This is a genomic window from Halomonas sp. SL1 (genome assembly GCF_003030865.2).
In the GTDB taxonomy this organism is placed as follows: domain Bacteria; phylum Pseudomonadota; class Gammaproteobacteria; order Pseudomonadales; family Halomonadaceae; genus Halomonas; species Halomonas halophila.
In genome coordinates this window covers 23,123-45,773 of record NZ_PYUQ02000009.1, presented here as the reverse complement: position 1 = coordinate 45,773, position 22,651 = coordinate 23,123, and the positions used below count along the sequence as shown (strand labels likewise).

The following is a 22,651-nucleotide window of genomic DNA, read 5'->3' as shown; positions in this document are numbered from 1 at the left end:
GCGATTCATTTCACTATCCGCCACTGCACGATGGGATAGGCGGCCTTCCAGCCGCGGCGAGTGCCGAGGGCGGTCGCCGACGACAGCTCCAGGCGTACCAGCTCGCCGCCCCACTCGCGCTGCCGCTGGGCCAGCAGCGCCTCGGACTCGAGCGTCACCGCGTTGGCCACCAGCCGCGTGCCCGCCGGCAGGCACGGCCACAGCGCGTCGAGCAGCGCCTCGGAGAGCCCGCCGCCGATGAAGACCGCATCCGGCGGCGGCGCATCCGCCAGCTTATCCCTCAGCAACGCCGCGGCGTCGCCCTCGACCACCTCGAGCCAGTCGACGCCGAGTTCCCGGGCGTTGCGGCGGGCGCGCTCGGCGCGCTCAGGGGCGCGCTCGAGGCCCAGGGCGCGGTTGTCCGGATGGGCCAGCAGCCACTCGATGGCCACCGAGCCGGAGCCGGTACCGATGTCCCACAGCCGCTCCCCCGGCATCGGGGCCAGGGCGGCCAGCGTGGCGGCGCGCACCGCCTGCTTGGTGATCTGGCCGTCGTGAGAAAACCAGCCATCCGGCCGCCCGGGCGTCAGCGGCAGCGCCGGCCCGTCGCCGGCAATCTCGAGCCCCACCGCCACCGGGTGGGCGATGTCGTCCGGCAGCTCGGCGTCGGCACGCAGGCAGCGCACGCGCTCTTGATCGCCGCCCAGGGCCTCCAGCACATGAAGTTGGCTGGCGCCGAAGCCCACGCGCCCGAGCCAGCCGGCCAGCGCCGCCACCGCCTCGCCGTCGCGCAGCAGCACCAGCAGCTGGCGACCGCGATGCAGGTTCGGACGCAGGCGCGTCAGCGGCCGGGCATGCAGGCCGAGGCAGGTCACCCCCTCCAGCGACCAGCCAAGCCGTGAGGCCGCCAGGCTGAAGGTCGAGGGCGACGGCAGCGAGCGCCATTCGCCCGGCGCGAGATGCCGCGCCAGGGTGCCACCGGCGCCGAACCAGAAGGGATCGCCGGAGGCCAGCATCACCGTGCGCCGGCCGCGCTCGGCCAGCAGTTCGGGGATGCCGTCGGCGAAGGGCACCGGCCACTCGCGCACCTCGGCGGGGAGCGGAGGCAGCAGGCGCAGATGGCGCCGGGCGCCGAACACCACCTCGGCGGCCTGAAGCGCCTCGCGGCTTGCCGGCGTGAGCCCGGCCGTGCCACCCTCGCCCCAGCCCACCACCGTCAGCCAGGGAGCGTCGTCCGCGTCAGTCATCATGAAGGTCCTGATTCTGGGAGGCACCACCGAGGCCAGCGCCCTGGCCCGCGCGCTCGCCGAGCGCGAGATCCCCGCGCTGTTCAGCTACGCCGGCCGCGTCGCCGCGCCGAAACCCCAGCCGCTGCCGACCCGGGTCGGCGGCTTCGGCGGCGCTGACGGGCTGGCCGCCTTCCTCGCGGCGGAGCGCATCACCCATCTGGTCGATGCCACCCATCCCTTCGCCGAGCAGATGAGCCGCCATGCCGTCGCCGCGGCCGAGCAGATGGACACCGCGCTGATCGCCCTGACCCGGCCGCCGTGGGAGCAGCTGGAAGGTGACCGCTGGCAGCGCGTCGCGAGCATCGAGGCGGCGGTGGCGGCGCTCGCCGGCCCGCCCGAGCGGGTGCTGTTGGCGATCGGCCGCATGCACCTGGCGGCCTTCGCCGCCCGGCCCGAGCACCACTACGTGCTGCGGCTGGTCGACCTGCCCGAGGAGGCGCCGCCGCTGCCGCGCCATACCCTGACCGTCGACCGCGGCCCCTTCACCCGGGAGGGCGACCTGGCCCTGATGCGCGAGCACGGCGTCGAGCGCCTGGTGTGCAAGAACGCCGGCGGCGCGGGGGCCGCGGCCAAGCTCGAGGCCGCCCGCGCACTGGGGATTCCGGTGCTGATGATCGACCGCCCGGCGCTGCCGCCCCGCCGCGAGGCCCATAGCCCCGATGCGGTGCTGGACTGGCTGGGTCATCGATCCACCTCGGATGACAGCACCGACCGCGGCGTATAGACCCACTCGCCCGCCTCGTCGCTGGCGGCCGGCATGCGCCGCGTCAGGCTCGAGCCCACCATCACCAGGGTGCGCATGTCGGCCATCTCGGGGGTCGCCTCGCCGAGGGTGACGACCCGCAGGCGCTCCTCCGGCGTGGAGACCGCGCGAGCGAACATGATCGGGCGATCAAGGCCGCAGGCCTCGCGCAGCACGTCCAGGGCGCGGGCGAAGCCCTCCGGCCGCGAGCGGGAACGCGGGTTGTAGAAGGCCATGGCGAAGTCGGCCTCGGCGGCCAGCCGCAGACGCTTCTCGATCAGCGCCCAGGGCTTGAGGTTGTCGGAGAGGTTGATGCAGCAGAAGTCGTGGCCCAGCGGCGCGCCGAGGCGCGCGCTGGCGGCCAGCATCGCCGAGACCCCCGGCAGCACCTGGATGTCCAGCGCCCGCCAGGCCGGCTCGCCCGCCTCCAGCGCCTCGAACACGGCGGCGCCCATGGCGAACACGCCGGGATCGCCCGAGGACACGACCGCCACCCGACGGCCCGCGGCGGCCATCTCGAGCGCCTGCTCGGCGCGGCGGATCTCCTCGCGGTTGTCAGAGCCGTGGCGGGTCAGCCCCGGGCGCGGCGCGACCCTCTCGACGTAGGGCACGTAGCCCACCACGTCGGTGGCATCCATCAGTACGCTCGACGCTTCCGGGGTGATCAGCGCCTCGCTCCCGGGACCCAGGCCAATGATCTTCAGCCATCCCTGATCGCTCATGGCCGCCTCCCGTTGCCGTGGATCACCAGGATCGAGAAATAGGGCACCTGCTCGCCGACCTCGGCCAGCGGCACCACCCGCTGCCGGCCCATGGAGGCGTACTCGATCAGCCAGGCGTCATCTTCACGGCCGGCGCTTGCCAGCGCGCGACGCAGCTTGTCGAGGTGGCGGCCGATCTTCATCACCACCAGGGCGTCGGTGCGCGCGATGCGCTCGGCCAGCCGGTCCTCGGGCTGGGTCGCGGTCAGCACGGTCAGTACGTCGTCGCCCCAGGTGATGGGCCGGCCCGTGGCCGTCCAGGCGGCGGACATGCCGGTGATGCCGGGCACCACCTCCACGGCCACCCTGCCCTGCAAGCGGGTATAAAGGTGCATAAAGGAGCCGTAGAAGAAGGGATCGCCTTCGCACAGCACCGCCACGTCGTGTCCCGCCCCGGCGATCTCGGCGAGCTGCGCCACCTGGCGCTCGTAGAAGGCCGCCAGCCACGCGTTGTAGCGCGGATCGTCGAAGGGGATCTCGGTGGTGACCGGATACTCCATGGCCAGCTCCACGGCGCCGGGCGCCAGCATGCCCTCGACGATGGTGCGGGCGTGGCCGGTGCGGCCCTTCTTGCGGAAGTAGGCCACGTGGCTGGCACCGCGGATCAGCCGGTCGGCGCGCACGCTCATCAGGTCCTGGCTGCCGGGGCCGAGGCCGACGCCGTGAATCGTGCCGGAGCGCGTCTCTGGGAACGTCATTCGCTGCGATCCGCCATGGCATTGATGGCGGCCACCGTCACCGCGCTGCCACCGAGCCGGCCCTCGACGATGGCGCAGGGCGCCGCGCCGCTCTCCCACAGCGCCTGCTTGGATTCTGCCGCGCCGACAAAGCCCACCGGGCAGCCGACGATCGCCGCCGGGCGCGGGCAGTCCGGATCCTCGAGCATGTTGAGCAGGTGGAACAGCGCGGTCGGGGCGTTGCCGATCGCCACCACTGCGCCCTCGAGCCGGGGCCGCCACAGTTCCAGCGCCACCGCCGAGCGGGTGTTGCCCATCTCGCGCGCCAGCCCCGGCACCCGCTCGTCGTGCAGGGTGCAGATCACGGCGTTGTCCGCCGGCAGGCGCTTGCGGGTGATGCCCTCGGCGACCATGCGCGCGTCGCACAGGATCGGCGCGCCGGCCTCCAGCGCCGCCCGGGCCCGGGCCACCGCGTCGTCGCAAAAGTGGACGTGGGGCGCCAGCGCCACCAGGCCGGCGGCGTGAATCATGCGCACGGCGACGGGCTCCTCCTCGGGCGAGAAGCGTGAAAGCTCGGCCTCGCGCCGTATGATGGCGAAGGACTCTCGATAGATCGCCGGTCCGTCGGTTTCATAGACGTAAGGCATCACGTGTCTCCAAGTATTCGATGGCGTCGGATTCGCCGAGGCCGGTCGCGACCGGCGTGTCGTCGGCGCGTCCGCCCAGGATCAGGTCATAGCGGCCGTCGCGCCCCGTCAGGCAGACCTCGGCCGGGCCGCTGCGGGCGCAGCCCTTGGCGCAGCCGGAAATATGCAGCCGGCCCGCGGCTGATTCGCCCGGGCCCTCGCTGCGCCGCTCGGCCAGCGCCTGAGCCAGGCCTTGGGTCGCCACGCTGGCCTGGGCACAGAACGGCGCGCCGGGGCAGGCGTCCATGGCCAGGCGCGGGTCGCAGGCGTCATGGATCAGCCCGTCGTCCGGCGCGGCGTCGCGCGTGCTCGCGTGCTCGCCTTCCAGCAGCAGGCGCCGCCAGGGCGTCACGCGAACGCCGGTGATGTCGTCGTGGAGGACAGCGCGCAGCGCCGAGGCCGGTGCCCGGCCGAAGGCCAGCCCGACCACCCGGCCGGCGGGATGCGACCCGGGCGTCAGGCCCGGCGTGTCATCGGACGACTCGGCCCGCGCGGCCGTCGCCGCGGCCCAGCCCGGCAGCGGCGCGGTGAGGCGACGCATCCGCCCTGCCGCGAGGCCGCCGCTGTCGACGAACCAGTGCGCCAGCCGCGTCATCAGCGCGACCGCGGCCTCGACGTCGGCGACCGGCGTGGCGAGATCGCGCCCGTCGGCCCGCACCACCAGGCCGCCCTCGATCGAGCGCTCCAGGCGCAGGTCGGCGGGCACGTCGCCCAGCAACGGCACCGGACCGGCGTCCAGCGCCAGGCCCCACTTGTCCGGCAGCGCCGGCCAGTCGCCCAGTCGGTGTTCCAACAGGCGCGCCGCCTCGACGGTGGCATCGCCGTCGCGCCAGTCCGGGGCCAGCAGCAGCGCCGGGCGGCGCTCGCCCTCGGCGTCCGGGGCCGCCAGGCCGTGCTCGACCAGAAACGCCATCAGCTCGGGCCAGCCGGCCTCGGTCACGCCGCGCAGCTGCAGGTTGGCGCGACGGGTCAGCTCGATCAGGCCGCTGCCCCAGGTCTCGGCGGCCTCGCACAGCGCGTTCATCTGTGCCGGGGTAAGCCGGCCCAGCGGTGGGCGCACCCGCACCAGCAGGCCATCGCCGGTGGCCATGGGACGCCAGGCGCCGGGGCACCAGCCGCGAACCTGTGGCGAGGCGCTCGAGCGCTTCTCCTTCACGCCCTGTTCTTTCAAGACATGCCCTCCCGTCGCTCGTCGAACTCGAGCAGCAGGTCCTGCAGGGCGTCGGCGCGCTCGCCGGCGTCCTGCCACAGGCCGCGCTGGGCGGCCTCGAGCAGCCGCTCGGCCATCTCCTCCAGCGCCGCGGCGTTGTGCTCGCGCAGGAAGCGCTGGTTGGCGTCGTCGAACACCAGGGCATCGCTCACCTGGGCGTACTGGTGGTCGGGCACCAGGTCGGTGGTGGCGTCATAGGCGAACAGATAGTCCACGGTGGCGGCCATCTCGAAGGCGCCCTTGTAGCCGTGCTCGCGCATGGCCTCGATCCACTTGGGATTGAGCACCCGGGAGCGCACCACCCGGGTGATCTCCTCCTGCAGGGTGCGGATGCGCGGCCGCGCCGGGTTGGCATGGTCGGCGTGGTAGACGGCCGGCGCCTCGCCGCCCAGGGCGCGACCGGCGTTGGCCATGCCGCCCTGGAAGGCGTAATAGGTGCTGGAGTCGAGGATGTCGTGCTCGCGGTTGTCCTGGTTGTGCAGCACCGCCTGCAGCCCCTCGAGCCGATGCGTGAAGGCGCGGCGCGCGGCGGCGCCGGACTCGGGGAACTGGCCGTAGGCATAGGCGCCGGCCGCGACGTAGGCCTCGGCCAGCTCGTCGGCGTCGTCCCAGGCGCGAGTGTCGACCAGCCGATCCAGGCCGGTGCCGTACTCGCCGGGCCTGCTGCCGAACACCCGGAACCCCGCCTCCTGCTCGGCCGCCTCGGGCGAGAGCCCGGCGGCCTCGAGCTCACCGCGGCGCGCCTCGACCGCGGCGCGGATGGTGTTGCCGTCGCCCGGCTCGTGGTAATCGGCCACCGCCCTCACCGCGGCGTCGAACAGCCGGATGACGTGGGGGAAGGCGTCGCGGAAGAAGCCGGACACCCGCAGGGTGACGTCCACCCGCGGCCGGCCCAGCAGCATGCTGGGGATCACCTCCACGTCGATCACCCGCTGCGAGCCCAGCGACCAGATCGGCCGCACGCCCATCAGCGCCAGGGCCTGGGCGATGTCGTCGCCGCCGGTGCGCATGGTGGCGGTGCCCCAGATCGACAGCCCCAGCCGACGCGGATAGTCGCCATGGTCCTGCAGGTAGCGCTCGACGAACGCCTGGGCCGAGGCCTCGCCCAGCGACCAGGCGGCGGACGACGGCACGGCGCGGTTGTCGACGCTGAAGAAGTTGCGTCCGGTGGGCAGCACGTCGAGCCGGCCGCGGCTGGGCGCCCCGCTCGGCCCCGGCGGCACGGCGAGGCCGTCGAGCCCGTCGAGCAGCGCGCCGATCTCGCGCTCGGCGCCGTGGCGCATGGCGGCCCAGAGGCCGTCGCGGGCGTGGCGACAGAGCGCCGCGGTGGCCGGCCAGTCGCGGACCAACGCCTCGAGGTCGCCGTCTTCCAGCACATGGCCTTCGACCAGCCGCTCGGCGAGCGTCTCGAGGCGCTCGCGGGTGTCGGCGGCGCTGCGCCAGGGCGCGTCAGCCAGCTCGGCCAGCTCACTCAAGGCCGCCGGCCGCGGCCCCCGCCAGGGCTCGGCGCCGGCCGCCAGCGGATCGAAACGAGCGCCCTCTTCGCCCGTGACGCCCGGCTCGCGCAGCCCCAGGTCGTCGGCCAGGGCGTGCAGCAGGCCCTGGCGTTCGAGGCCCTCGCCTCGCGGCAGCCGCAGGATGGCGACCAGGGTCGCGGCCCGCTTTTCCGCCGGCGGCAGGGTGCCGAGCACGTGCAGACCGTGGCGGATCTGGGCCTCCTTGATATCGCACAGGAAGGTGTCGAGCTCGTTCAGCAGGCGCTCGTCGGCGCCCTGGCAGGCATCCTCTCCCTCGCTCGCCGACGGATTCAGCTCGACGTCGATGCCGGTGCGCTTCAGGTGCTCGAGGATGCGTTCTCGCAGCAGCGCCTCGCGGCGAGGGTCCATGCCCAGCGCCTGGTAGTACTCGTCGGTCAGCGACTCGAGCTCGGCCAGCTCGCCGTAGAGCTCGGCCCGGGCCAGCGGCGGCATCAGGTGATCGATGATCACCGCCTGGCTGCGGCGCTTGGCCTGGGCACCCTCGCCCGGATCGTTGACGATGAAGGGATAGAAGTGCGGCAGCGGCCCCAGGGCCACGTCCGGCCAGCACTCGGCCGAGAGCGCCGTGCTCTTGCCGGGCAGCCACTCCAGGTTGCCGTGCTTGCCGATGTGGATGACCGCGTCCACCCGGTAGTGCTCACGCAGCCAGAGGTAGAAGGCCAGGTAGCTGTGGGGCGGCACCAGCGCGGTGTCGTGGTAGCTCCTGACCGGATCGGCATCCGGACCGGCGTCGATGTCACGCGCCGGCTGGATGCCAACGAAGGTCTCGCCGAGGCGAATGCCGGCGATCAGCAGCCGGCCCTGGCGGTGCTTGGGGTCGTCCTCGGGGGCGCCCCAGCGCCGCCAGACCGCCTCCTGCAAGGAGGCCGGCAGGGTGCGGAACCAGGTCAGGTAGTCGTCGACGCCGAGGCTCTGCCAGCTGCCGCGCCAGGCAAGCGACTGCGGATCGTTGGTCACGCTGGCCTGGAGGCGCCGGACCAGCTCATTGCCGTCCTCGGGCAGGTCCGCCAGCGGATAGCCGGCACCTTCCAGCGCGCGCAGCAGGTTGACCGTCGAGGCCGGGGTGTCGAGGCCGACGCCGTTGCCAATGCGGCCGTCCCGGGTCGGATAGTTGGCCAGCACCAGCGCCAGGCGCTTGTCGGCGTTGGCGGTGTGGCGCAGCCGCGCGTAGCGCCGGGCCAGTTCGGCGACGAAGGCGGCGCGCTCGGGATGCGGCTCATGGCGGGTCACCGAGAGCTGGCAGCGCTCGCTGTAGTGGGCCTCGGCCTTGAAGCCCACCGCGCGGGTGATGACGCGGCCGTCCATCTCCGGCAGCACCACCTGCATGGCCACGTCGCGGCTGTGCAGGCCGGCGGCCTTGTCGCGCCAGTCGTCCTCGGGGCTGCTGGCCAGTATCGCCTGCAGCACCACCGGGCGGCCGGCGAACAGGCCGCTCGCTTCGTCAGCCCCGTCGTCGCAGAACGCGCCGGCGTCGAGCGTGCCCTCGTCGGGCTCGCGGTTGACCGAGAAACCGGTGGTGTTGACCACCAGGCCGGCGCCGGTGCGCTCGATCAGGTGATCGACGAAGGCGACGCAGGCGTCTTCCTTCAGCGAGGCCACCGCCACCGCCAGCGGCGCCAGGCCCTCGGCCTCGAGCGCCGCAATCAGGCCGTCCAGCACCGCGGTGTTGGCCCCCTGCAGATGGCTGCGATAGAACAGCAGCAGGCAGACGGGACGCACAGAGTCGCGCTGCGCCTCCCAGTCCGCCAGGGTCGCCTCCTGTCCGGCCCTCGGCGCGGATTCGGGCGCCTGAGAGAGCGCCGTGTCGGGCGCTTTGGAAGGAGACAGATAGATCAGCGCGGGGGGAATCGCCTGCGGCTCGCGCCATTCCAGCGGCGCGTCCAGACATTCCGCGCCGACGAAGCGCAGCAGCTGCTCGGCGTTGTCGGCGCCGCCCTCGCGCAGGTAGCGCCATACCCGACGGGCCGATTCGACCGGCACGCTGGAGGCCTCCAGCAGGGCATCGTCGGGAGCGTCGCAGCCCGGGACCAGGAGCAGCTGCCGCGTCGGGTCCGCCGCCGCCCAGGCCCGCAGGCGATCGAAGCCGTACTGCCAGTAGGCACTGCCGCCGAGCAGCGAGACGATCACCAGCCGCGCGTGCTCCAGCACCCGATCCTCGTAGAGGTCATAGGCGGCGGGCTTGACCAGGTTCATCCAGTTGGCGAGGCGCACCGATGGAAAGGCGTCGCCCAGCCGCTCGACCGCCTGGGCCAACGCCGACAGGCTGCTGTCGGCGGCCGACAGGATCACGACCTCGGCGGGCGTCTGCTGCAGGTCGACGATGCCCTCGTCGTCAACGAAGCCTCCGGGCTTGGCGGCGAACAGGTGCATCAGGCGGGCGTCGCGCTCTCGGCACCGGCCAGCGCCGCCTCCAGCACCTCGCGATCCAGGTGCCGGCCGATGATGACCAGCTCGGTGTGACGCGGCTCGTCCCGGGCCCACAGCCGATCGTAGTAGCCGTCCAGCCGCTCGCCCACGGCCTGGATGACCCGGCGCATGGGCTTGCCGGGAATCGCCGCGAAGCCCTTGGCGCGATAGATCTCGTGTTCTTTCAGCAGCGCGGCCAGGCGCGCCTCCAGCGCCTCGGCGTCGACTTCGCCCAGGCGGATCACCAGGCCGTCGAAGTGATCGTGGGCGTGGTCGTGGTGAGCGCCCTCGGCGTGATGGCGGTCGTGGTGGTTGTCGATGCGGTCGATGCCCTCCTCGCTCGCCGCGCCGATGCCCATCAGCGCCTCCAGGCGGGCCGGATCGTCGGCCAGGCTCGGATCGATAAACAGCGTCTTCACGGACCCGGGGACCTTGTCGGCCACCAGCGCCTCGACCCGCGCCCGCTCGTCCTCGGCGAGCAGGTCTCTCTTGCTGACCAGCACCAGGTCGGCGGCGCTCAGCTGGTCGTCCAGCAGCTCGCGCAGGCTGGGATCGTGATCCAGGCTGTCGTCGGCGCGGCGCTGGGCCTCGACCCGCTCGACGTCGCTGGCATAGCGGCCGGCGGCCACCGCCGGGCCGTCGACCACGGTGATGATGGCGTCGACGGTGCAGTGCTGGCGCACCTCCGGCCAGTTGAAGGCCTGCACCAGCGGCTTGGGCAACGCCAGGCCGCTGGTCTCGATCAGGATGTGGTCGATGTCGTCGCGGCGGGCCACCAGCTTCTTCATCACCGGCAGGAACTCTTCTTCCACCGTGCAGCAGATGCAGCCGTTGGCCAGCTCATAGATGCCGCCGTCGTCGTCCAGCGCCACCGCCCCCTCGTCTTCACAGCCGATGGCGCAGCCGCGCAGCAGGCTGGAGTCGATGTCCTGCTCGCCGAACTCGTTGACGATGACGGCGATGCGCTTGCCGGTGATGCGGCGCAGGATACCGGCCAGCAGCGTGGTCTTGCCGCTGCCGAGGAAGCCGGTCACCACCGTAGCGGGAATCTTGTCGAGTTTCATGCGTGGCATTCCTTTGTCGAATCGTCAGCGACCGCGGCCGCGCCAAACAGGCGGGCCACGGCGGCGGGGTTGTCGGGGAAGAACAGGTGCAGGTAGGACGCGGTCAGGCCTCGCGCGCGGTAGATCGCCTCGCCCGGCGCGGGATGGCGCTGGCGGCGACCGTGGGCGATGGGCTCGGGCGTGCCGCTGGCCTGGGAGCGGTGATGGGCGTGGCCGCGCACCGGCCCTTCGGGCAGCTCGGCGGTCTGCATGCCCTGGCAGCCGCGACGCCCGCGCATGGCGCCGGCGCCGGGCAGCAGGCCAAGCATGGCGTGGGTCTCGCCGTCCTGATCAGTCAGGGTCTCCAGGCAGTAGAGCAGCCCGCCGCACTCGGCGAGGATCGGCAGATCGTCCTCGAAGGCCCGCCGGAGGTCGTCGCGCAGCGCGGCGTTGGCGGCGAGGCCTTCGGCGTGCAGCTCCGGATAGCCGCCAGGCAGCCACAGGGCGTCGCAGGCCGGCAGACTCGTATCGGCCAGCGGCGAGAAGAATCTCAGCGTCGCGCCCATGCGCTCAAGCAGGTCCAGGTTGGCCTGGTAGACGAAGCTGAAGGCGGCGTCGCGCGCCACGGCGATGGTGCGGCCGGCGAGCCAGGCCGGCGGTGCGGAGGCCTCGGTGGGCGCGGGAGTGAAGGCCACCGGCGGCAGCGCCAGCAGGGACTCGGCCAGGTCCTCGGCGGCGAGCGCCTCGGCGCCGGCGTCGAAGCGCGCCTCCAGGTCGTCGCGGATCTCCTCGGCCTGGACCAGCCCCAGGTGGCGCTCGGGCAGCGCCAGGGCCGGGTCGCGGGGCATCGCCGCCAGCAGCGGCACGGTCGCCGGCAGCGCGTCCTCGATCAGCTCGCGATGGCGCGCCGAGCCGCAGGCGTTGGCGATCAGCCCGGCGATGCGCACGTCGTCGCGGAAGCCGGCCAGCCCGGCCACCAGCGCCGCGGCGGTCTGGGCCATGCCCTTGACGTCCATCACGATCACCATCGGCAGGCCGAACAGCGCGGCCAGATCGGCGCTGGAGGGCTCGCCGTCGAACAGGCCCATGGCGCCTTCGACCAGGATCAGGTCGGCCTCCCGGGCGGCCTCGAACAGCCGCTGGCGGCAGTAGGCCTCACCGGCCATCCACAGGTCGAGCTGGTCCACCGGCTGGCCGGAGGCCTGGGCCAGCACCCGCGGGTCCAGGTAGTCCGGTCCGGTCTTGAACACCCGCACCACCCTGCCCTGGCGGCGCAGCATCCGCGCCAGCGCCGCGGTCACGGTGGTCTTGCCCTGTCCCGAGGCCGGCGCGGCGACGAACACCGCCGGGCAGCTCACGGCGTCGTGCTCGTGCATCGCGTTCGCTTCCTTGACGTTCATGTCGATGCCCCCGCCTCCAGGCCGGCCAGCGGCCGATAATCGGCGCCCAGCGCCCGGGCGATGTCGCGGCCGCGGCCGCGCTTCACGGCGGCGGTCTCGGTGTCGACGACCACGCAGTCGCCGAGCGGCGGCAGGCCGCTCAGCGGCTGGCGGGTGCGGCCGTCGGTGATCAGGTAGGTGCGCACCTGCAGGCCGGCGTCCTGACGCCGCCAGCGGCGCACCAGCTGCGCGGCGTGGCGCACGGCCTCGCGCAGCGGCGTGCCGCCGCCGCCGGGGACGGCATCGAGCCGTTCGAGCAGGTCCTTGGGCGCGCGGCGCCGGGGCTGGAGGGTCTCGATGCCGTCGTTGCCGAAGCCCAGCACCGCGATCTGCTCACGCGCGGCGTAGGCCCGGCGTGCCAGCGCGTCGACCGCGCCCTTGGCCCGGCCCAGCAGGCGCCGGCCGAGGGTCGAGGCGGAGGTGTCCAGCAGCACCAGGTGCAGCATCGGCTGGCCGCTGCGCGGGCGGCGATAGCACAGGCGACGCCAGGGGCGCCGGCCGCGATGCTCGACCAGGGTCGCGAACCAGTCCGGGCGCGGTGCGGGATCGCTAGACTCGGCCTGGCGGCGATCCCGACGGCGGCCGACCTGGCGGCCGGGGCGCCGGCTCGATGAGACCGAAGCCGAGGCTCCACCGGCCTTGGGCGCGGGCGTCGACTCGGGCAGCGACGGCATCGGCGTGGCCACGCTCGGCTGGGCCACGCTCGGCTGGGCCACCGGCGGCATGGCGCCCCACTGGCCCTGGGGCTGTGAATCGGCCCCGGGGGCCTGGGCGCCGTCGGGGGCCGGCTTGCGTGAATCGTCGCCGCTCGCCCTGCCGCGGCCCGTGTCAGGCTCGCCAGCCCCGTTCATGCCGGACCCGCCCTCGCCAGCCCCGTTCCCGCCGGCGTCGGAGTCGGAGCCGCTGCCGTTGTCGTCGGGGGCAGCGGTGCGGCGATGGGCCAGCACCCAGGGCTCGACGACATCCAGGTCCTCACGCTCGACGCGCGCCGCACCGCGCCAGGCCGCATGGGCCCGGGCGGCGCGGTGCCAGGTGACGTCGGCGCGCAGCCCCTCGACCCCGGCGGCCTCACTGCGCTCGGCGATGCGCTCGTAGATGTCATCGTCGGCGACGATGTCGGGAAGGCGCTCGCGGGCCTCGGCCAGGCGCCGGGTCAGCGCCGCCTGCTCGGCCTCGTGGGCGTCGACGAAGGCACGCGGGTCGCGGTCGAAGGCCTCGCGCTGGCGCAGGATCGCCACGCGCTCGGCCACGCCGGGGCTCGCCGACTGCTCGACACACAGGCCGAAGCGGTCGAGCAGCTGCGGGCGCAGCTCGCCCTCGTCGGGATTCATGGTGCCGATCAGGCTGAAGCGCGCGGCGTGGGCGTGGCTCAGGCCGTCGCGTTCGACGCGGTTGACGCCGCTGGCGGCCACATCGAGCAGCAGGTCGACCAGCGCATCCGGCAGCAGGTTGACCTCGTCGACGTACAGCAGGCCGCCGTGGGCGCGGGCCAGCAGGCCCTCCTGGAAGCGCGCCTCGCCGTCGGCGAGCACCCGCTGCAGATCCAGGCTACCGGTCAGGCGCTCCTCGCTGGCGCCCAGCGGCAGGGTCACCAGCGACGGTCGCCGGCCCTCGGCATCGCGGGGCAGAATCTCCGCCAGCGCCCGGGCCAGGGTCGACTTGGCACTGCCCTTGGGACCGCTGATCAGCACGCCGCCGAGGCGCGGATCGACAACGCTGAGCAGCAGCGCGGTCTTGAGCGCCGGCTGGCCGACGACGGCGACGAAGGGAAATTCGGCAACGTCGCTCATGGCGTCACGGCCGGGAAACGGCAGACGAACGCGGGACGCGCATCGCGGCGGAGGCTCCGCCGGGAGGGGGAATCGACAAACACGGGCATGGTGATCCTCTCGGTGCCCACCGCACCGGCATGGAATGACTCGACGTGACAGGCCGGTCTCCGGGCTCAGAAGGGGCACTCGCCGGGGCATGGCCGTGGGCGTCGTGCCGTGATCCGCACCTTCCCGGCATGTCGCCAGTGGTCGTCGTGGATCGCGCTTCATTACCGTTGCGGGGGCAGCGCTGGGATCGGCCGTGGCCTCACCAGACTTCCCGATTATCCCCTGAACCTCAGGGGCACCTGTCTTCGGAGGGGTATCGTAATGGACCGGCCATGTCCCGCGCAATCGACCACGCACTCGACCAGCGACGGCAAGCAAGCCCCTTGCCGGATAGATTTGTTATGATATAACATAACTTTTTATTTTCGCGGAAAAGCCTCGCGCGCAGGTCGCCGGCCTCTCCTCAAAATCGGCGTCGACGCAGGCGTCGATGGGAGTGGAAAACGCCTCGAAACTCGTGGCAATCTCCCGTCGCCGGTCGGCCACTTCCCCTCCCCCACCTGGACACCGACGCATGACTCTCGCTCGTAGACTACTGGCAGTGCTCTCACTCATTACGGCGTCATCCGCCGGAGCGGAGGCGACACATTATCCGCTGACGATGATGAATTGCGGCCGCGACATTCACGTCGATGCCGCGCCAGAACGAACCGTCACCGTCGGTCAGTCGGCGACCGAAATTCTCTACGCTCTGGGGCTCGCCGATCGCGTCGTCGGCACATCGGTCTGGTTCACGCCAGTGCTGCCGGAATTCCGCGAAGCCAACACCGATATCGAGCGCATCGCCGACAATGACCCGAGCTTCGAGGCGGTCGTGAACAGGCGGCCGGACATTGTCACGGCCCAGTACGAGTGGCACATCGGCCCCACCGGCAGCGTGGCGACCCGCGACCAGTTCCAGGATCTCGGCATCAACACCTACATCATGCCCGCCGACTGCGATACCAAGAACAATGCCACCGGCGGCGACGGCACCCGTACCGCCGCCTTCTCCACCGATTCGGTGTACAAGGGCATCCACGAGCTGGCCACCATTTTCGACGCCAATGATGCCGGTGACGAGCTGATCGACGAGCTGAAAGACCGCGAGGAAAACGCCATTTCCCGCGCCGAATCGCTGTCGCTTCCAGACGATATTTCGGCGGTATTCTGGTTTTCGTCTCCCGACGGATCATCGGATCCCTACGTCGCGGGAAGGCTCGGCGCTCCCGGCTACATGATGGACAAGCTCGGCATCCAGAACGTCATCCAATCGAACGAGGAATGGCCGACCGTGGGCTGGGAAACGATCGCCCGCTCCGACCCGGACCTCATCGTGATCGCGACCATGGATCGCCGCCGCTATGCGGCGGACAGCGTCGAGACCAAGCGCGACTTCCTGCGCCACGATCCCGTGGCGAGCCAGATGTCGGCGGTGCAAAACGGCCACATCATCGAGATGGATGCCCACGCCATGAGCGCGACGATGCGCACCATCTTCGGCCTCGAGACGCTGGTGGATGCCCTGTCCGGGATGTCCTTCGCACGATGAATGACGCCGTTCGACTATCGCGCCCGCCCATGGCCAGGATAAGCGTCTCGCACTCCGCCTGGCACTGGGGCTGGCTGGCACCGCTGCTGCTGTTCGCCGCGGTGATGGCAGGCACCGCCATCGGCGAAACCGCGATTCCGTTCGACACCATCCTCAAGGTGCTGGCCAACCATCTCGGTGGCACGGCCTTCGCGGTGGATCGCATCGATGCCGGCATCGTCTGGGAATACCGTCTGAGTCGGGCGATCCTCGCCGCCTGCTGCGGTGCCGGCCTGGCGCTCGCCGGCGTGGTGCTGCAGGCGCTGCTGCGCAATCCCCTGGCCGACCCCTTCCTGATGGGCATCTCCGCCGGCGCCTCCACCGGCGCGGTGTCGGTGGCCATCCTCGGCGTCGGCGCCGGCACCCTGACGCTGTCGCTCGGCGCCTTCGCTGGCGCCGGCCTGGCCTTCGGTCTGGTGGTGCTGCTGGCCCATGCCGCCGGCAGCGGCACCGGCGGCGGTCGCGCGACCCAGGCCGCCGGCGCCATCATCCTCGCCGGCATCGCCGGCTCGCAGCTGTTCAACGCCCTCACCGCGCTGATCATCGCCAAGTCGGCGAGCGCCGAGCAGGCCCGCGGCATCATGTTCTGGCTGATGGGCAACCTCTCCGGCGTGCGCTGGAGCGACGTCGCCCTGGGGCTTCCCGCCGCCCTGGCGGGCCTGGCGATCTGCCTGTGGTACCGGCGCGCCCTGGACGCCTTCACCTTCGGCGCCGACAGCGCCGCGTCGCTGGGCATCCCCGTGCGCCGGGTGCGCGGCGTGCTGATCGCCGCCATGGCGCTGGTCACCGCCGCCATGGTGTCCATGGTCGGCGCCATCGGCTTCGTCGGGCTGGTGATTCCCCATGCCATGCGCTTCCTGGTCGGCAGCCGCCACACCCGGCTGCTGCCCGCCTCGGCGCTGGCCGGGGCCGTCTTCCTGATCGGCGCCGACGTGCTCTCGCGCACCCTGGTGGCCGGCCAGGTGCTGCCGATCGGCGTGGTCACGGCGCTGATCGGCGCCCCGGCCTTCGCCCTGATCCTGATCCGTGGGGCGAGGACGCGATGAGACTCTGCGCCGAACGCGTCGACTGGCGAGTCCACGGCCGCCGGCTGCTGGACGACGTCAGTCTGACGGTGGAACCGGGCGAGACCTTCGGCCTGGTCGGCCCCAACGGCTCGGGCAAGACCACCCTGCTGCGCGTGCTGGCCGGGCTGCGGCGGCCGAAGACCGGCCGCGCACTGGCGGACGGCCGGCCGATGCACGCCATGAAACCTCACGAGATCGCCCGCGCCATCGCCTTCGTCGAGCAGCAGGCGGACACCCTCGACCGCCTCCAGGTGCGCGAGGCCGTGGCACTGGGCCGCACGCCCTTCCTGTCGCCGCTGAGTCCCTGGCGCGAAGAGGACGATGCCATCGTCGACCGGGCACTGGCCGAGGTCGGCCTCGAGGCAATGGCCGAACGCCTGTGGCATACCCTCTCCGGCGGCGAGCGCCAGCGCGTGCACATCGCCCGCGCCCTGGCCCAGCGGCCCCGCGCCCTGCTGCTCGACGAGCCGACCAACCACCTGGACATCCGCCACCAGCTGTCGATCCTGCGCCTGGTGCGGCGGCTGCCGATCACCGTGGTCGTCGCGCTGCACGACCTCGACCAGGCCATGGACTGCGACCGCATCGGGGTGATGGACGGCGGTCGCCTGGTCGACATCGGCCCGCCCCGGGAGGTGCTGACCCTCGAGCGACTGCGCCACACCTTCGGCGTGCACGCCGACTTCCTCGACGATCCCGAACAGGATCGACCGGTGCTGCGCTTCCGCCGCGCCCTGTAGATCGCTACCCTGCCCCACCACACGACATGACACGAGAGGGCTCGACATGCTCGACAAGAAAGCCAGCCGGCAGATGGAACGCCGCCTGACCCAGGCCCTGACCGACGCCTGCGAGACCGCCAAGCCGCTGCTGCCGGGCTTCAGCTGGCTGACCCATCTGGTGGACTACCGCCGCTTCCCCGACAGCCTGCAGGTGGTCTGGGTGTTCGAGACCCAGGACGACCTGGCCCGCGCGCTCAAGGGCGACGACCGCCGCCGCATGCGCGAGCTCACCGAAGCCGCCCTGTTCGAGGTGGACGTGGATATCCGCGACATCGACGCCCATCTGGACGCCGACAGCGAGGAAGAGTGCCGCCGCGTGCACGGTGGCGACTAGGAGCGGCGGCTGGCCGTGCTGGAGCGGCACTGATGGCCAAGCGCATCGAGAGCCCCTGCGTCTCGATCTGCCAGCTGAAGGGCGGGCTGTGCGTGGGCTGCGGCCGCACCACCGATGAGATCACCCGCTGGCAGTCGATGAAGCGCCCGGAGCGCATGAAGACCAACCAGCTCGCGACGCAGCGGCTGAAGAAGCTGAAAAAGGACTGAGTCAGCGGGTCGGCACGAAAACCGGCGCCCCGTCGACTTCGACACACATCAGTTTCTGGTGATAGAGGCTTTCGAGGGCCTCGACCGTCAGCATGGCCTCCGCCTCCCCCCAGCAGGCCTCGCCGTCGGGATAGAGCAGCAGCAGATGACTGCACCAGCGCGCCGCCAGGTTGAGGTCATGCAGGCACATCATCACGCCGTGGCCGCGATCGGCCTGCTCGGCGAGCAGCGCCATGGCCGCCACCTGGTGATGCAGGTCGAGGTGATTGGTGGGCTCGTCGGCGAGCCAGACGTCCGGCGCCTGGGTCAGCACCGTGGCCAGGCTGACCCGCTGGCGCTCGCCGCCGGAGAGCGTCGCCAGCTCGCGCTCGGCCAGGTGCGAGAGCTCGAGGCGCTCCAGCGCCGCCACCGCGCGGGCGTGATCCTCGGGGCCCTCCTGGCGCCAGGGCGAGAGGAACGGATGGCGGCCGATCAGGGCGGTCTCGCGCACCGTGGCCGGAAAGTCGTCGTGGCGCTCCTGGAACACCACCCCCAGCCGTCGGGCCAGCGCGCGGCGCCGCCAGTGCGACAGCCCGCGCCCGTCGAGGCGCACTTCCCCCGCCCGCGGCGGCCGGAGCCCGGCCAGGGTATGCAGCAGCGTGGTCTTGCCGGCGCCGTTGGGCCCGAGCACGCCCCAGCGCTGGCCAGGCTCGATGGCGAGATCGAGCGCCCGGCCATCCGGCCGCCCCGGCACGTCGATCACCAGGCCTGTCGCTTCCAGCCCCTTCGCCATCCGCCCCTTCGCCGCCGGGCCCGTCATCGCCGGCTCCGCTGCAGCAGGAAGAGGAAGGTCGGCACCCCGATCAGCGCGGTGATCACGCCCACCGGCAGCTGCTGCGGGGCGATAAGAGTACGCGCCAGGGTATCGGCCAGGGTCAGCAGGGTGCCGCCGGCCAGCAGACTCGCCGGCAGGATGCGCCGCTGGTCGTTGCCGAGCCGCAGACGCAGCATGTGCGGCACCATCAGGCCGACGAAGCCGACGCTGCCGGCGGTGGTCACCGCCACCGCGGTGACCAGGCTCGCCAGCAGGTAGAGGGCCCACTCCAGCGGCCGCACCGCCACGCCCAGCGCGGCGGCCTGCAGCCCGCCCCGGGCCAGCACGTTGAGCGTGCGGCCCAGCGGCAGCACCACGGCCAGCACGGCCGCGGCCATCACCAGCACCGGCCAGGGGCTGCCCGCGTAGGCCAGGTCGCCCATCAGCCAGTAGAGCATGCCGGGCAGGCGCTCCACCGGGCTGACCGCCAGCAGGAAGCTGATCAGCGCGCCCCAGCCCGAGGCCATCACCACCCCGGTGAGCAGCAGCCGAGTCGGCGTCCAGCTGCCGCCGCCATGGGCCAGGCCGAACACGATCAGCGTTGAGGCCAGCGCTCCGGCGAAGGCCGCGCCGCCCACCAGGGCGGCGCCGAGCCCGGCCAGCATGGCGGCGAGCGCCGCCACCGAGGCCCCGCCGGAGAGCCCCAGCACGTAGGGATCGGCCAGCGGGTTGCGCAGCAGGATCTGCATCAGCGCGCCGGCCATGGCCAGCAGCGCGCCGGTGCCGAAGGCCGCCAGCGCCCGGGGCAGGCGCAGCTCCAGCACCAGAGTGCGATGCAGCGCCTCGCCGCCGCCGGTCAGCACCTGGACGAGCTCGCCCGGGCCGATCGCCACGCTGCCGAGCGCCAGCGCCAGGCCCTGTGACAGCAGCGCGGCCAGCGCCAGCCATACCAGCGGATGGCGCCACCGTGGCGACAGGCCGGGCGACAGACCTCGCAACCTAGCGCCGCTCACGGGCCGTCTCCAGGTGAGCGCACAGCGCCCGGGTGCCCTCGACCAGCCGCGGCGTGGCACGCTGCACCAGGTCCGGGTCGACGAAGAACAGGTTGTCTCGGCGCACCGCGGTCAGCTCGGGAAAGTCGCGCCAGGCCTCGAGCCAGCGGGAATCGGCCTTGCCCATGCCGCCGGTGATGATCGCCTCGGGATCGCGGGCCAGCACCGCCTCGCGGCCGATGCGCGGCACCAGCGGCGACTCGTCGGCGAACGGGTTCTCGCCGCCGCACAGCGACAGCGCCCGGCTGATCCAGTGCTCGCCGTTGACCGTCATCAGCGGCTCGTCCCAGACCTGGTAGAAGACCGACACCGGGGCGGCGTCGGCGTAGCGGTCGCGCAGCTCGGCCACCTCGCCGAGCAGCCTTTCCGCCGCGGTCCGGCCTTCTGCCTCGCTGCCGGCCATCGCGCCCAGGCGCTCGAGGCTCGAGGCGATGGCGCCGAAGTCGCCGGCGTCGGAGAAATAGACCGGCAGACCGAGCGCGGCCAGGCGCTCGACCTGCTCGCGGGGATTGCCGCCGGCCCAGGCCACGATCAGGTCGGGATCGAGGGCCAGCAGCGCCTCGAGGTCGAGGCGGTCGTAGCTGCCGACCCGGGGCAGGCCTTTGGCCGCGGCGGGATAGTCGCTGAAGCTGACCGCTCCCACCACCCGCTCGCCGGCACCGGCGGCGAACAGCAGCTCGGTGACGCCCGGCGAGAGCGCCACGATGCGCGTCGCCGGCGCGTCCAGGCACATCTCGCGCTCGGCGTCGTCGGTGACGCAGATCGGCTCATCGGCCTGGGCCTGCACGAAAGACAGCCCCGCCGTCAGCCACAGCATGGCCACGACGGCCCACCGCGCCGGGTGTCGCCGGATCGGCATCAGCCGCCGAAGCTCACGCTGACAAAGGCCGCGCGGCCCGGGCTGTTGTAGCCACCGACCGTCTGGTACTGCTTGTCGAGCAGGTTCTCCAGCGTCAGGCGCGTCGACCAGCCCGGGGCGAAATTCCAGCCGGCGCGCAGGTCGAGGGTGGCGAAGCCGCCGAGGCGCTGTTCGTTGGCCTCATCCGCATAGCGATGGTCCTGGGCGATCACCGAGCCGCCCAGCGTCCAGTCGCCCAGCGCGCGGTCGGCGTCGAAGCGCAGGCTGCGCGAGGCACGATGCTGCAGACGCTTGCCGGTCTCGCGGTTCTCGGGGTCGACGTAGGTCAGGGCGGCGCGCAGCGTCCAGTCCTCAACGTCGGCGCCGGTGGCGACTTCCACGCCGCGAATCCGGGCCCGGTCGACGTTGTCCGTGGTATCGACGAAGCCATCGCCGTCGCTGTCGACATTGGTGATCAGGTCGTCGATGTCGCTCTGGTAGACCGCCAGGTCCCAGAATCCGCGGCCGAGCTGGCCCCGGATGCCCAGCTCATAGGTCTCCGAGGTTTCCGGGTCGAGATCCGGATTGCCTACGAAGAAGCCATCGAACGGATAGTAGAGGTCGTTGAACGTCGGCGCGCGGAAGGCGGTGCCATAGCTGGCCCGCAGGGTATGGATATCGTCGAGGGCGACACCCAGCGCCAGGCTGCCGGTCGTCTCCTCGCCGTAGGCCTCGTTGTCGTCGTGGCGCAGCGAGGCCTGGACGGTCAGCGGCGAGAAATCCATCAGCGCCTGGGTAAAGACGGCCGTGTTGTCGCGACTCTCCACCGAAAAAGCCCCGCTTCCGGTCTCGCTGTCGTTGACCTCTTCCTCACGGTATTCTCCGCCGACGACCAGCTGGTGCGGCCCCAGGTCCAGGGTATTTTCCCAGCGTGCCGTCTGCGCCTGGGTATCGAAGACACTGCCATACAGCGGCGTTGCCTGCTTGTCCCTCGCCTCGCTCAGCGTCAGGCGGCTGGACCAGGTCTCGGTGATCGGCAGCTCGCCGTAGACGCCGGCCACCTGCTGCACGTAATCGGTATCGGCGGGAGTGCCGAAGGCATCGAACTCGGTATTGCCGCGCGCCCGCAGCGCCAGCACGCCCAGCTCGGCGCCGCCGGCGAAGGTGTGCGAGAGGCGCATCAGACCGGTGGTGTTGTCGTAGCCCTTGTCGCCCTCGCCGTCGACGATCTCGTAGCCGTCGCTCTCCAGTCGGCTGGCGGCCACATAGTAGCGGGTGCCCCCCTCGCTGCCGGACAGCGAGGCACTGGCACGGCGGGTATCGAAGCTGCCGCCGCCGAGCGTGATGCGCGGGGCCGGCTCGCCCTCGCCCTCGGGGGTGAACAGCTGGACCACGCCGCCCACGGCGTCGGCGCCGTAGAGGCTGCCGCGGGGGCCACGCACGATCTCGACGCGCTCGAACATGCGCGGCTCGAGAAACTGCCAGGCCGGGCCGCCAGCGGTGGCGGAGCGCAGCCGGATACCGTCGATCATCAGCGGCGTGGACTCGCTGCCGGTGCCACGCAGGTAGACGCTGGTGGTCTTGCCGAAGCCGCCGCTGGAGGTCACGTCGACGCCGGGCTGGGCGCGCAGCGCATCGGTAATGTCCGTCGGGTCCTGACGGCGCAGCTGGTCCTCGTCGATCACGGTGACCGAGGCCAGGCTCTCGTCGGCGGTGCGCGGCGCCAGAGCGGCGGTCACCACCAGCGGGTTGAGGGTCTCGGCGGCGGCGTCATCGGCGGCCTCGCCCTGGGCCTGGACGGCCAGCGGCAGCGCGGCCAGGGCAAACGCCAGGCCGCGGGAGGGATAGGGCTTGTTCATGGGAGTCCTTGCTCACCGTGCTCACCCGCACGGCGTATCGGTTTTTATCCAGCCGCGGGCTGTCTCGCCCATTGCGGCGCTGGCTCTCGGGCCGGTCTCCGGGCTGACGAGCGAGGCGCCTGTGCGCCTCCACACCGCCGCCTTCCCGTGCGTGGCACAGTGGCATGTGGCGGTGCGTGACTCGATCACCGTTGCGGGGGCAGCGTCGGACTGGATCACCGACTTCCCGTTTACCCTCGCCCTTCTTGTCGGGGCCTGTTGCGCCTGCCGACAGGACAGACTGGCGGGTCACCCGAGAGTGCGGCGTAAGCTAGCAATCGCCTACCGGGGCGTCAACGCGGCATGGAGATGTTGGCACGAGGTGAGGGGCGCCGGGGACAGGTCGTAGAGGGGGTTTTTGCCATGGATGGCAAAAGTAGCGCCCCGGGATGGGTTCACAGCGCCCCTCAGAGACCTGTCGCCGGGAAAGCCCCGAGTGATGTCTCTGGGGCCGGAGC

Annotated in this window: 19 protein-coding genes and 2 riboswitches; of the genes, 6 read left to right on the top strand and 13 right to left on the bottom strand. The window is 72.0% G+C overall.

All coding sequences use genetic code 11. The annotated features are described in order from the left end of the window. Nucleotides 1-5: 5 nt before the first annotated feature. Nucleotides 6-1,229 carry a precorrin-6y C5,15-methyltransferase (decarboxylating) subunit CbiE gene (cbiE, locus tag C9J49_RS03510; protein WP_107181218.1) on the bottom strand — a complete coding sequence of 408 codons (1,224 nt, stop codon included), beginning with the start codon at nucleotides 1,227-1,229 and terminating at the stop codon, nucleotides 6-8. On the opposite strand from cbiE, the gene C9J49_RS03505 reads away from it, so the two are divergent. Next, a complete protein-coding gene (locus tag C9J49_RS03505; RefSeq protein WP_107181217.1) occupies nucleotides 1,228-1,992 on the top strand; it encodes a cobalt-precorrin-6A reductase in 765 nt (254 codons plus the stop codon). The two genes, cbiE and C9J49_RS03505, sit on opposite strands and share 2 nt — an antisense overlap. Here C9J49_RS03505 and cobJ read toward each other — a convergent pair. The 8 genes from cobJ to C9J49_RS03465 are packed head-to-tail and all read right to left on the bottom strand — an operon-like array spanning nucleotide 1,950 to nucleotide 13,560. Beyond that, a complete protein-coding gene (cobJ, locus tag C9J49_RS03500) occupies nucleotides 1,950-2,732 on the bottom strand; it encodes a precorrin-3B C(17)-methyltransferase (protein ID WP_046079846.1) in 783 nt (260 codons plus the stop codon). The two genes, C9J49_RS03505 and cobJ, sit on opposite strands and share 43 nt — an antisense overlap. Beyond that, nucleotides 2,729-3,469 carry a precorrin-2 C(20)-methyltransferase gene (gene cobI, locus C9J49_RS03495; protein ID WP_107181216.1) on the bottom strand — a complete coding sequence of 247 codons (741 nt, stop codon included), beginning with the start codon at nucleotides 3,467-3,469 and terminating at the stop codon, nucleotides 2,729-2,731. The genes cobJ and cobI overlap by 4 nt, the downstream gene beginning before the upstream one ends. Further along, on the bottom strand, nucleotides 3,466-4,095 hold the full coding sequence (locus C9J49_RS03490) for a precorrin-8X methylmutase (RefSeq protein ID WP_107181215.1): 630 nt from the start codon (nucleotides 4,093-4,095) through the stop codon (nucleotides 3,466-3,468). Before C9J49_RS03490 ends, cobI begins: the two co-directional genes overlap by 4 nt. Then, nucleotides 4,079-5,305 carry a cobalamin biosynthesis protein CobG gene (locus C9J49_RS03485; protein WP_309250814.1) on the bottom strand — a complete coding sequence of 409 codons (1,227 nt, stop codon included), beginning with the start codon at nucleotides 5,303-5,305 and terminating at the stop codon, nucleotides 4,079-4,081. Before C9J49_RS03485 ends, C9J49_RS03490 begins: the two co-directional genes overlap by 17 nt. Beyond that, a complete protein-coding gene (gene cobN / locus C9J49_RS03480; RefSeq protein ID WP_107181214.1) occupies nucleotides 5,302-9,252 on the bottom strand; it encodes a cobaltochelatase subunit CobN in 3,951 nt (1,316 codons plus the stop codon). Before cobN ends, C9J49_RS03485 begins: the two co-directional genes overlap by 4 nt. Further along, nucleotides 9,252-10,352 (bottom strand): cobalamin biosynthesis protein CobW, encoded by a 1,101-nt coding sequence (gene cobW, locus C9J49_RS03475; protein ID WP_107181213.1) that lies wholly within the window; start codon nucleotides 10,350-10,352, stop codon nucleotides 9,252-9,254. Before cobW ends, cobN begins: the two co-directional genes overlap by 1 nt. Then, the gene (locus C9J49_RS03470) at nucleotides 10,349-11,707 is read right to left on the bottom strand and encodes a cobyrinate a,c-diamide synthase (RefSeq protein ID WP_258393751.1); all 1,359 of its coding nucleotides are present in this window, start codon (nucleotides 11,705-11,707) and stop codon (nucleotides 10,349-10,351) included. The genes cobW and C9J49_RS03470 overlap by 4 nt, the downstream gene beginning before the upstream one ends. 20 nt (nucleotides 11,708-11,727) lie before the next feature. Further along, nucleotides 11,728-13,560, bottom strand: coding sequence for an AAA family ATPase (locus tag C9J49_RS03465; protein ID WP_107181211.1), 1,833 nt, complete (start codon nucleotides 13,558-13,560; stop codon nucleotides 11,728-11,730). Nucleotides 13,561-13,682: 122 nt separating this feature from the next. After that, nucleotides 13,683-13,908: riboswitch (cobalamin riboswitch) on the bottom strand. Nucleotides 13,909-14,164: 256 nt separating this feature from the next. Between C9J49_RS03465 and C9J49_RS03460 the strand changes: the two genes are divergently transcribed. Genes C9J49_RS03460 through C9J49_RS03440 form a run of 5 tightly spaced genes read left to right on the top strand, consistent with a single transcriptional unit; the run spans nucleotide 14,165 to nucleotide 17,612 of the window. After that, a complete protein-coding gene (locus tag C9J49_RS03460; protein WP_046079852.1) occupies nucleotides 14,165-15,181 on the top strand; it encodes an ABC transporter substrate-binding protein in 1,017 nt (338 codons plus the stop codon). Between the two features lie 29 nt (nucleotides 15,182-15,210). After that, nucleotides 15,211-16,266, top strand: a complete 1,056-nt coding sequence (locus C9J49_RS03455; RefSeq protein ID WP_107181210.1) for an iron ABC transporter permease — start codon at nucleotides 15,211-15,213, stop codon at nucleotides 16,264-16,266. Continuing rightward, on the top strand, nucleotides 16,263-17,027 hold the full coding sequence (locus C9J49_RS03450) for an ABC transporter ATP-binding protein (protein ID WP_107181209.1): 765 nt from the start codon (nucleotides 16,263-16,265) through the stop codon (nucleotides 17,025-17,027). The genes C9J49_RS03455 and C9J49_RS03450 overlap by 4 nt, the downstream gene beginning before the upstream one ends. Nucleotides 17,028-17,073: 46 nt before the next feature. Further along, nucleotides 17,074-17,403, top strand: a complete 330-nt coding sequence (locus C9J49_RS03445) for a hypothetical protein (RefSeq protein ID WP_107181208.1) — start codon at nucleotides 17,074-17,076, stop codon at nucleotides 17,401-17,403. Between the two features lie 32 nt (nucleotides 17,404-17,435). Then, nucleotides 17,436-17,612, top strand: a complete 177-nt coding sequence (locus C9J49_RS03440; protein WP_082090930.1) for a DUF1289 domain-containing protein — start codon at nucleotides 17,436-17,438, stop codon at nucleotides 17,610-17,612. A gap of 1 nt (nucleotide 17,613) precedes the next feature. Here C9J49_RS03440 and C9J49_RS03435 read toward each other — a convergent pair whose 3' ends face one another. The 4 genes from C9J49_RS03435 to C9J49_RS03420 are packed head-to-tail and all read right to left on the bottom strand — an operon-like array spanning nucleotide 17,614 to nucleotide 22,154. Then, the gene (locus tag C9J49_RS03435; RefSeq protein WP_046079856.1) at nucleotides 17,614-18,384 is read right to left on the bottom strand and encodes an ABC transporter ATP-binding protein; all 771 of its coding nucleotides are present in this window, start codon (nucleotides 18,382-18,384) and stop codon (nucleotides 17,614-17,616) included. A 23-nt stretch (nucleotides 18,385-18,407) separates the two neighbouring features. Continuing rightward, a complete protein-coding gene (locus C9J49_RS03430; protein WP_220084843.1) occupies nucleotides 18,408-19,418 on the bottom strand; it encodes an iron ABC transporter permease in 1,011 nt (336 codons plus the stop codon). Beyond that, nucleotides 19,405-20,274: a cobalamin-binding protein gene (locus tag C9J49_RS03425; protein WP_258393761.1), complete on the bottom strand. Its 870-nt coding sequence runs from the start codon at nucleotides 20,272-20,274 to the stop codon at nucleotides 19,405-19,407. The genes C9J49_RS03430 and C9J49_RS03425 overlap by 14 nt, the downstream gene beginning before the upstream one ends. A 41-nt stretch (nucleotides 20,275-20,315) precedes the next feature. Then, nucleotides 20,316-22,154 carry a TonB-dependent receptor domain-containing protein gene (locus C9J49_RS03420; protein WP_107181206.1) on the bottom strand — a complete coding sequence of 613 codons (1,839 nt, stop codon included), beginning with the start codon at nucleotides 22,152-22,154 and terminating at the stop codon, nucleotides 20,316-20,318. An 89-nt stretch (nucleotides 22,155-22,243) separates the two neighbouring features. After that, nucleotides 22,244-22,410: riboswitch (cobalamin riboswitch) on the bottom strand. Nucleotides 22,411-22,651 lie beyond the last annotated feature (241 nt).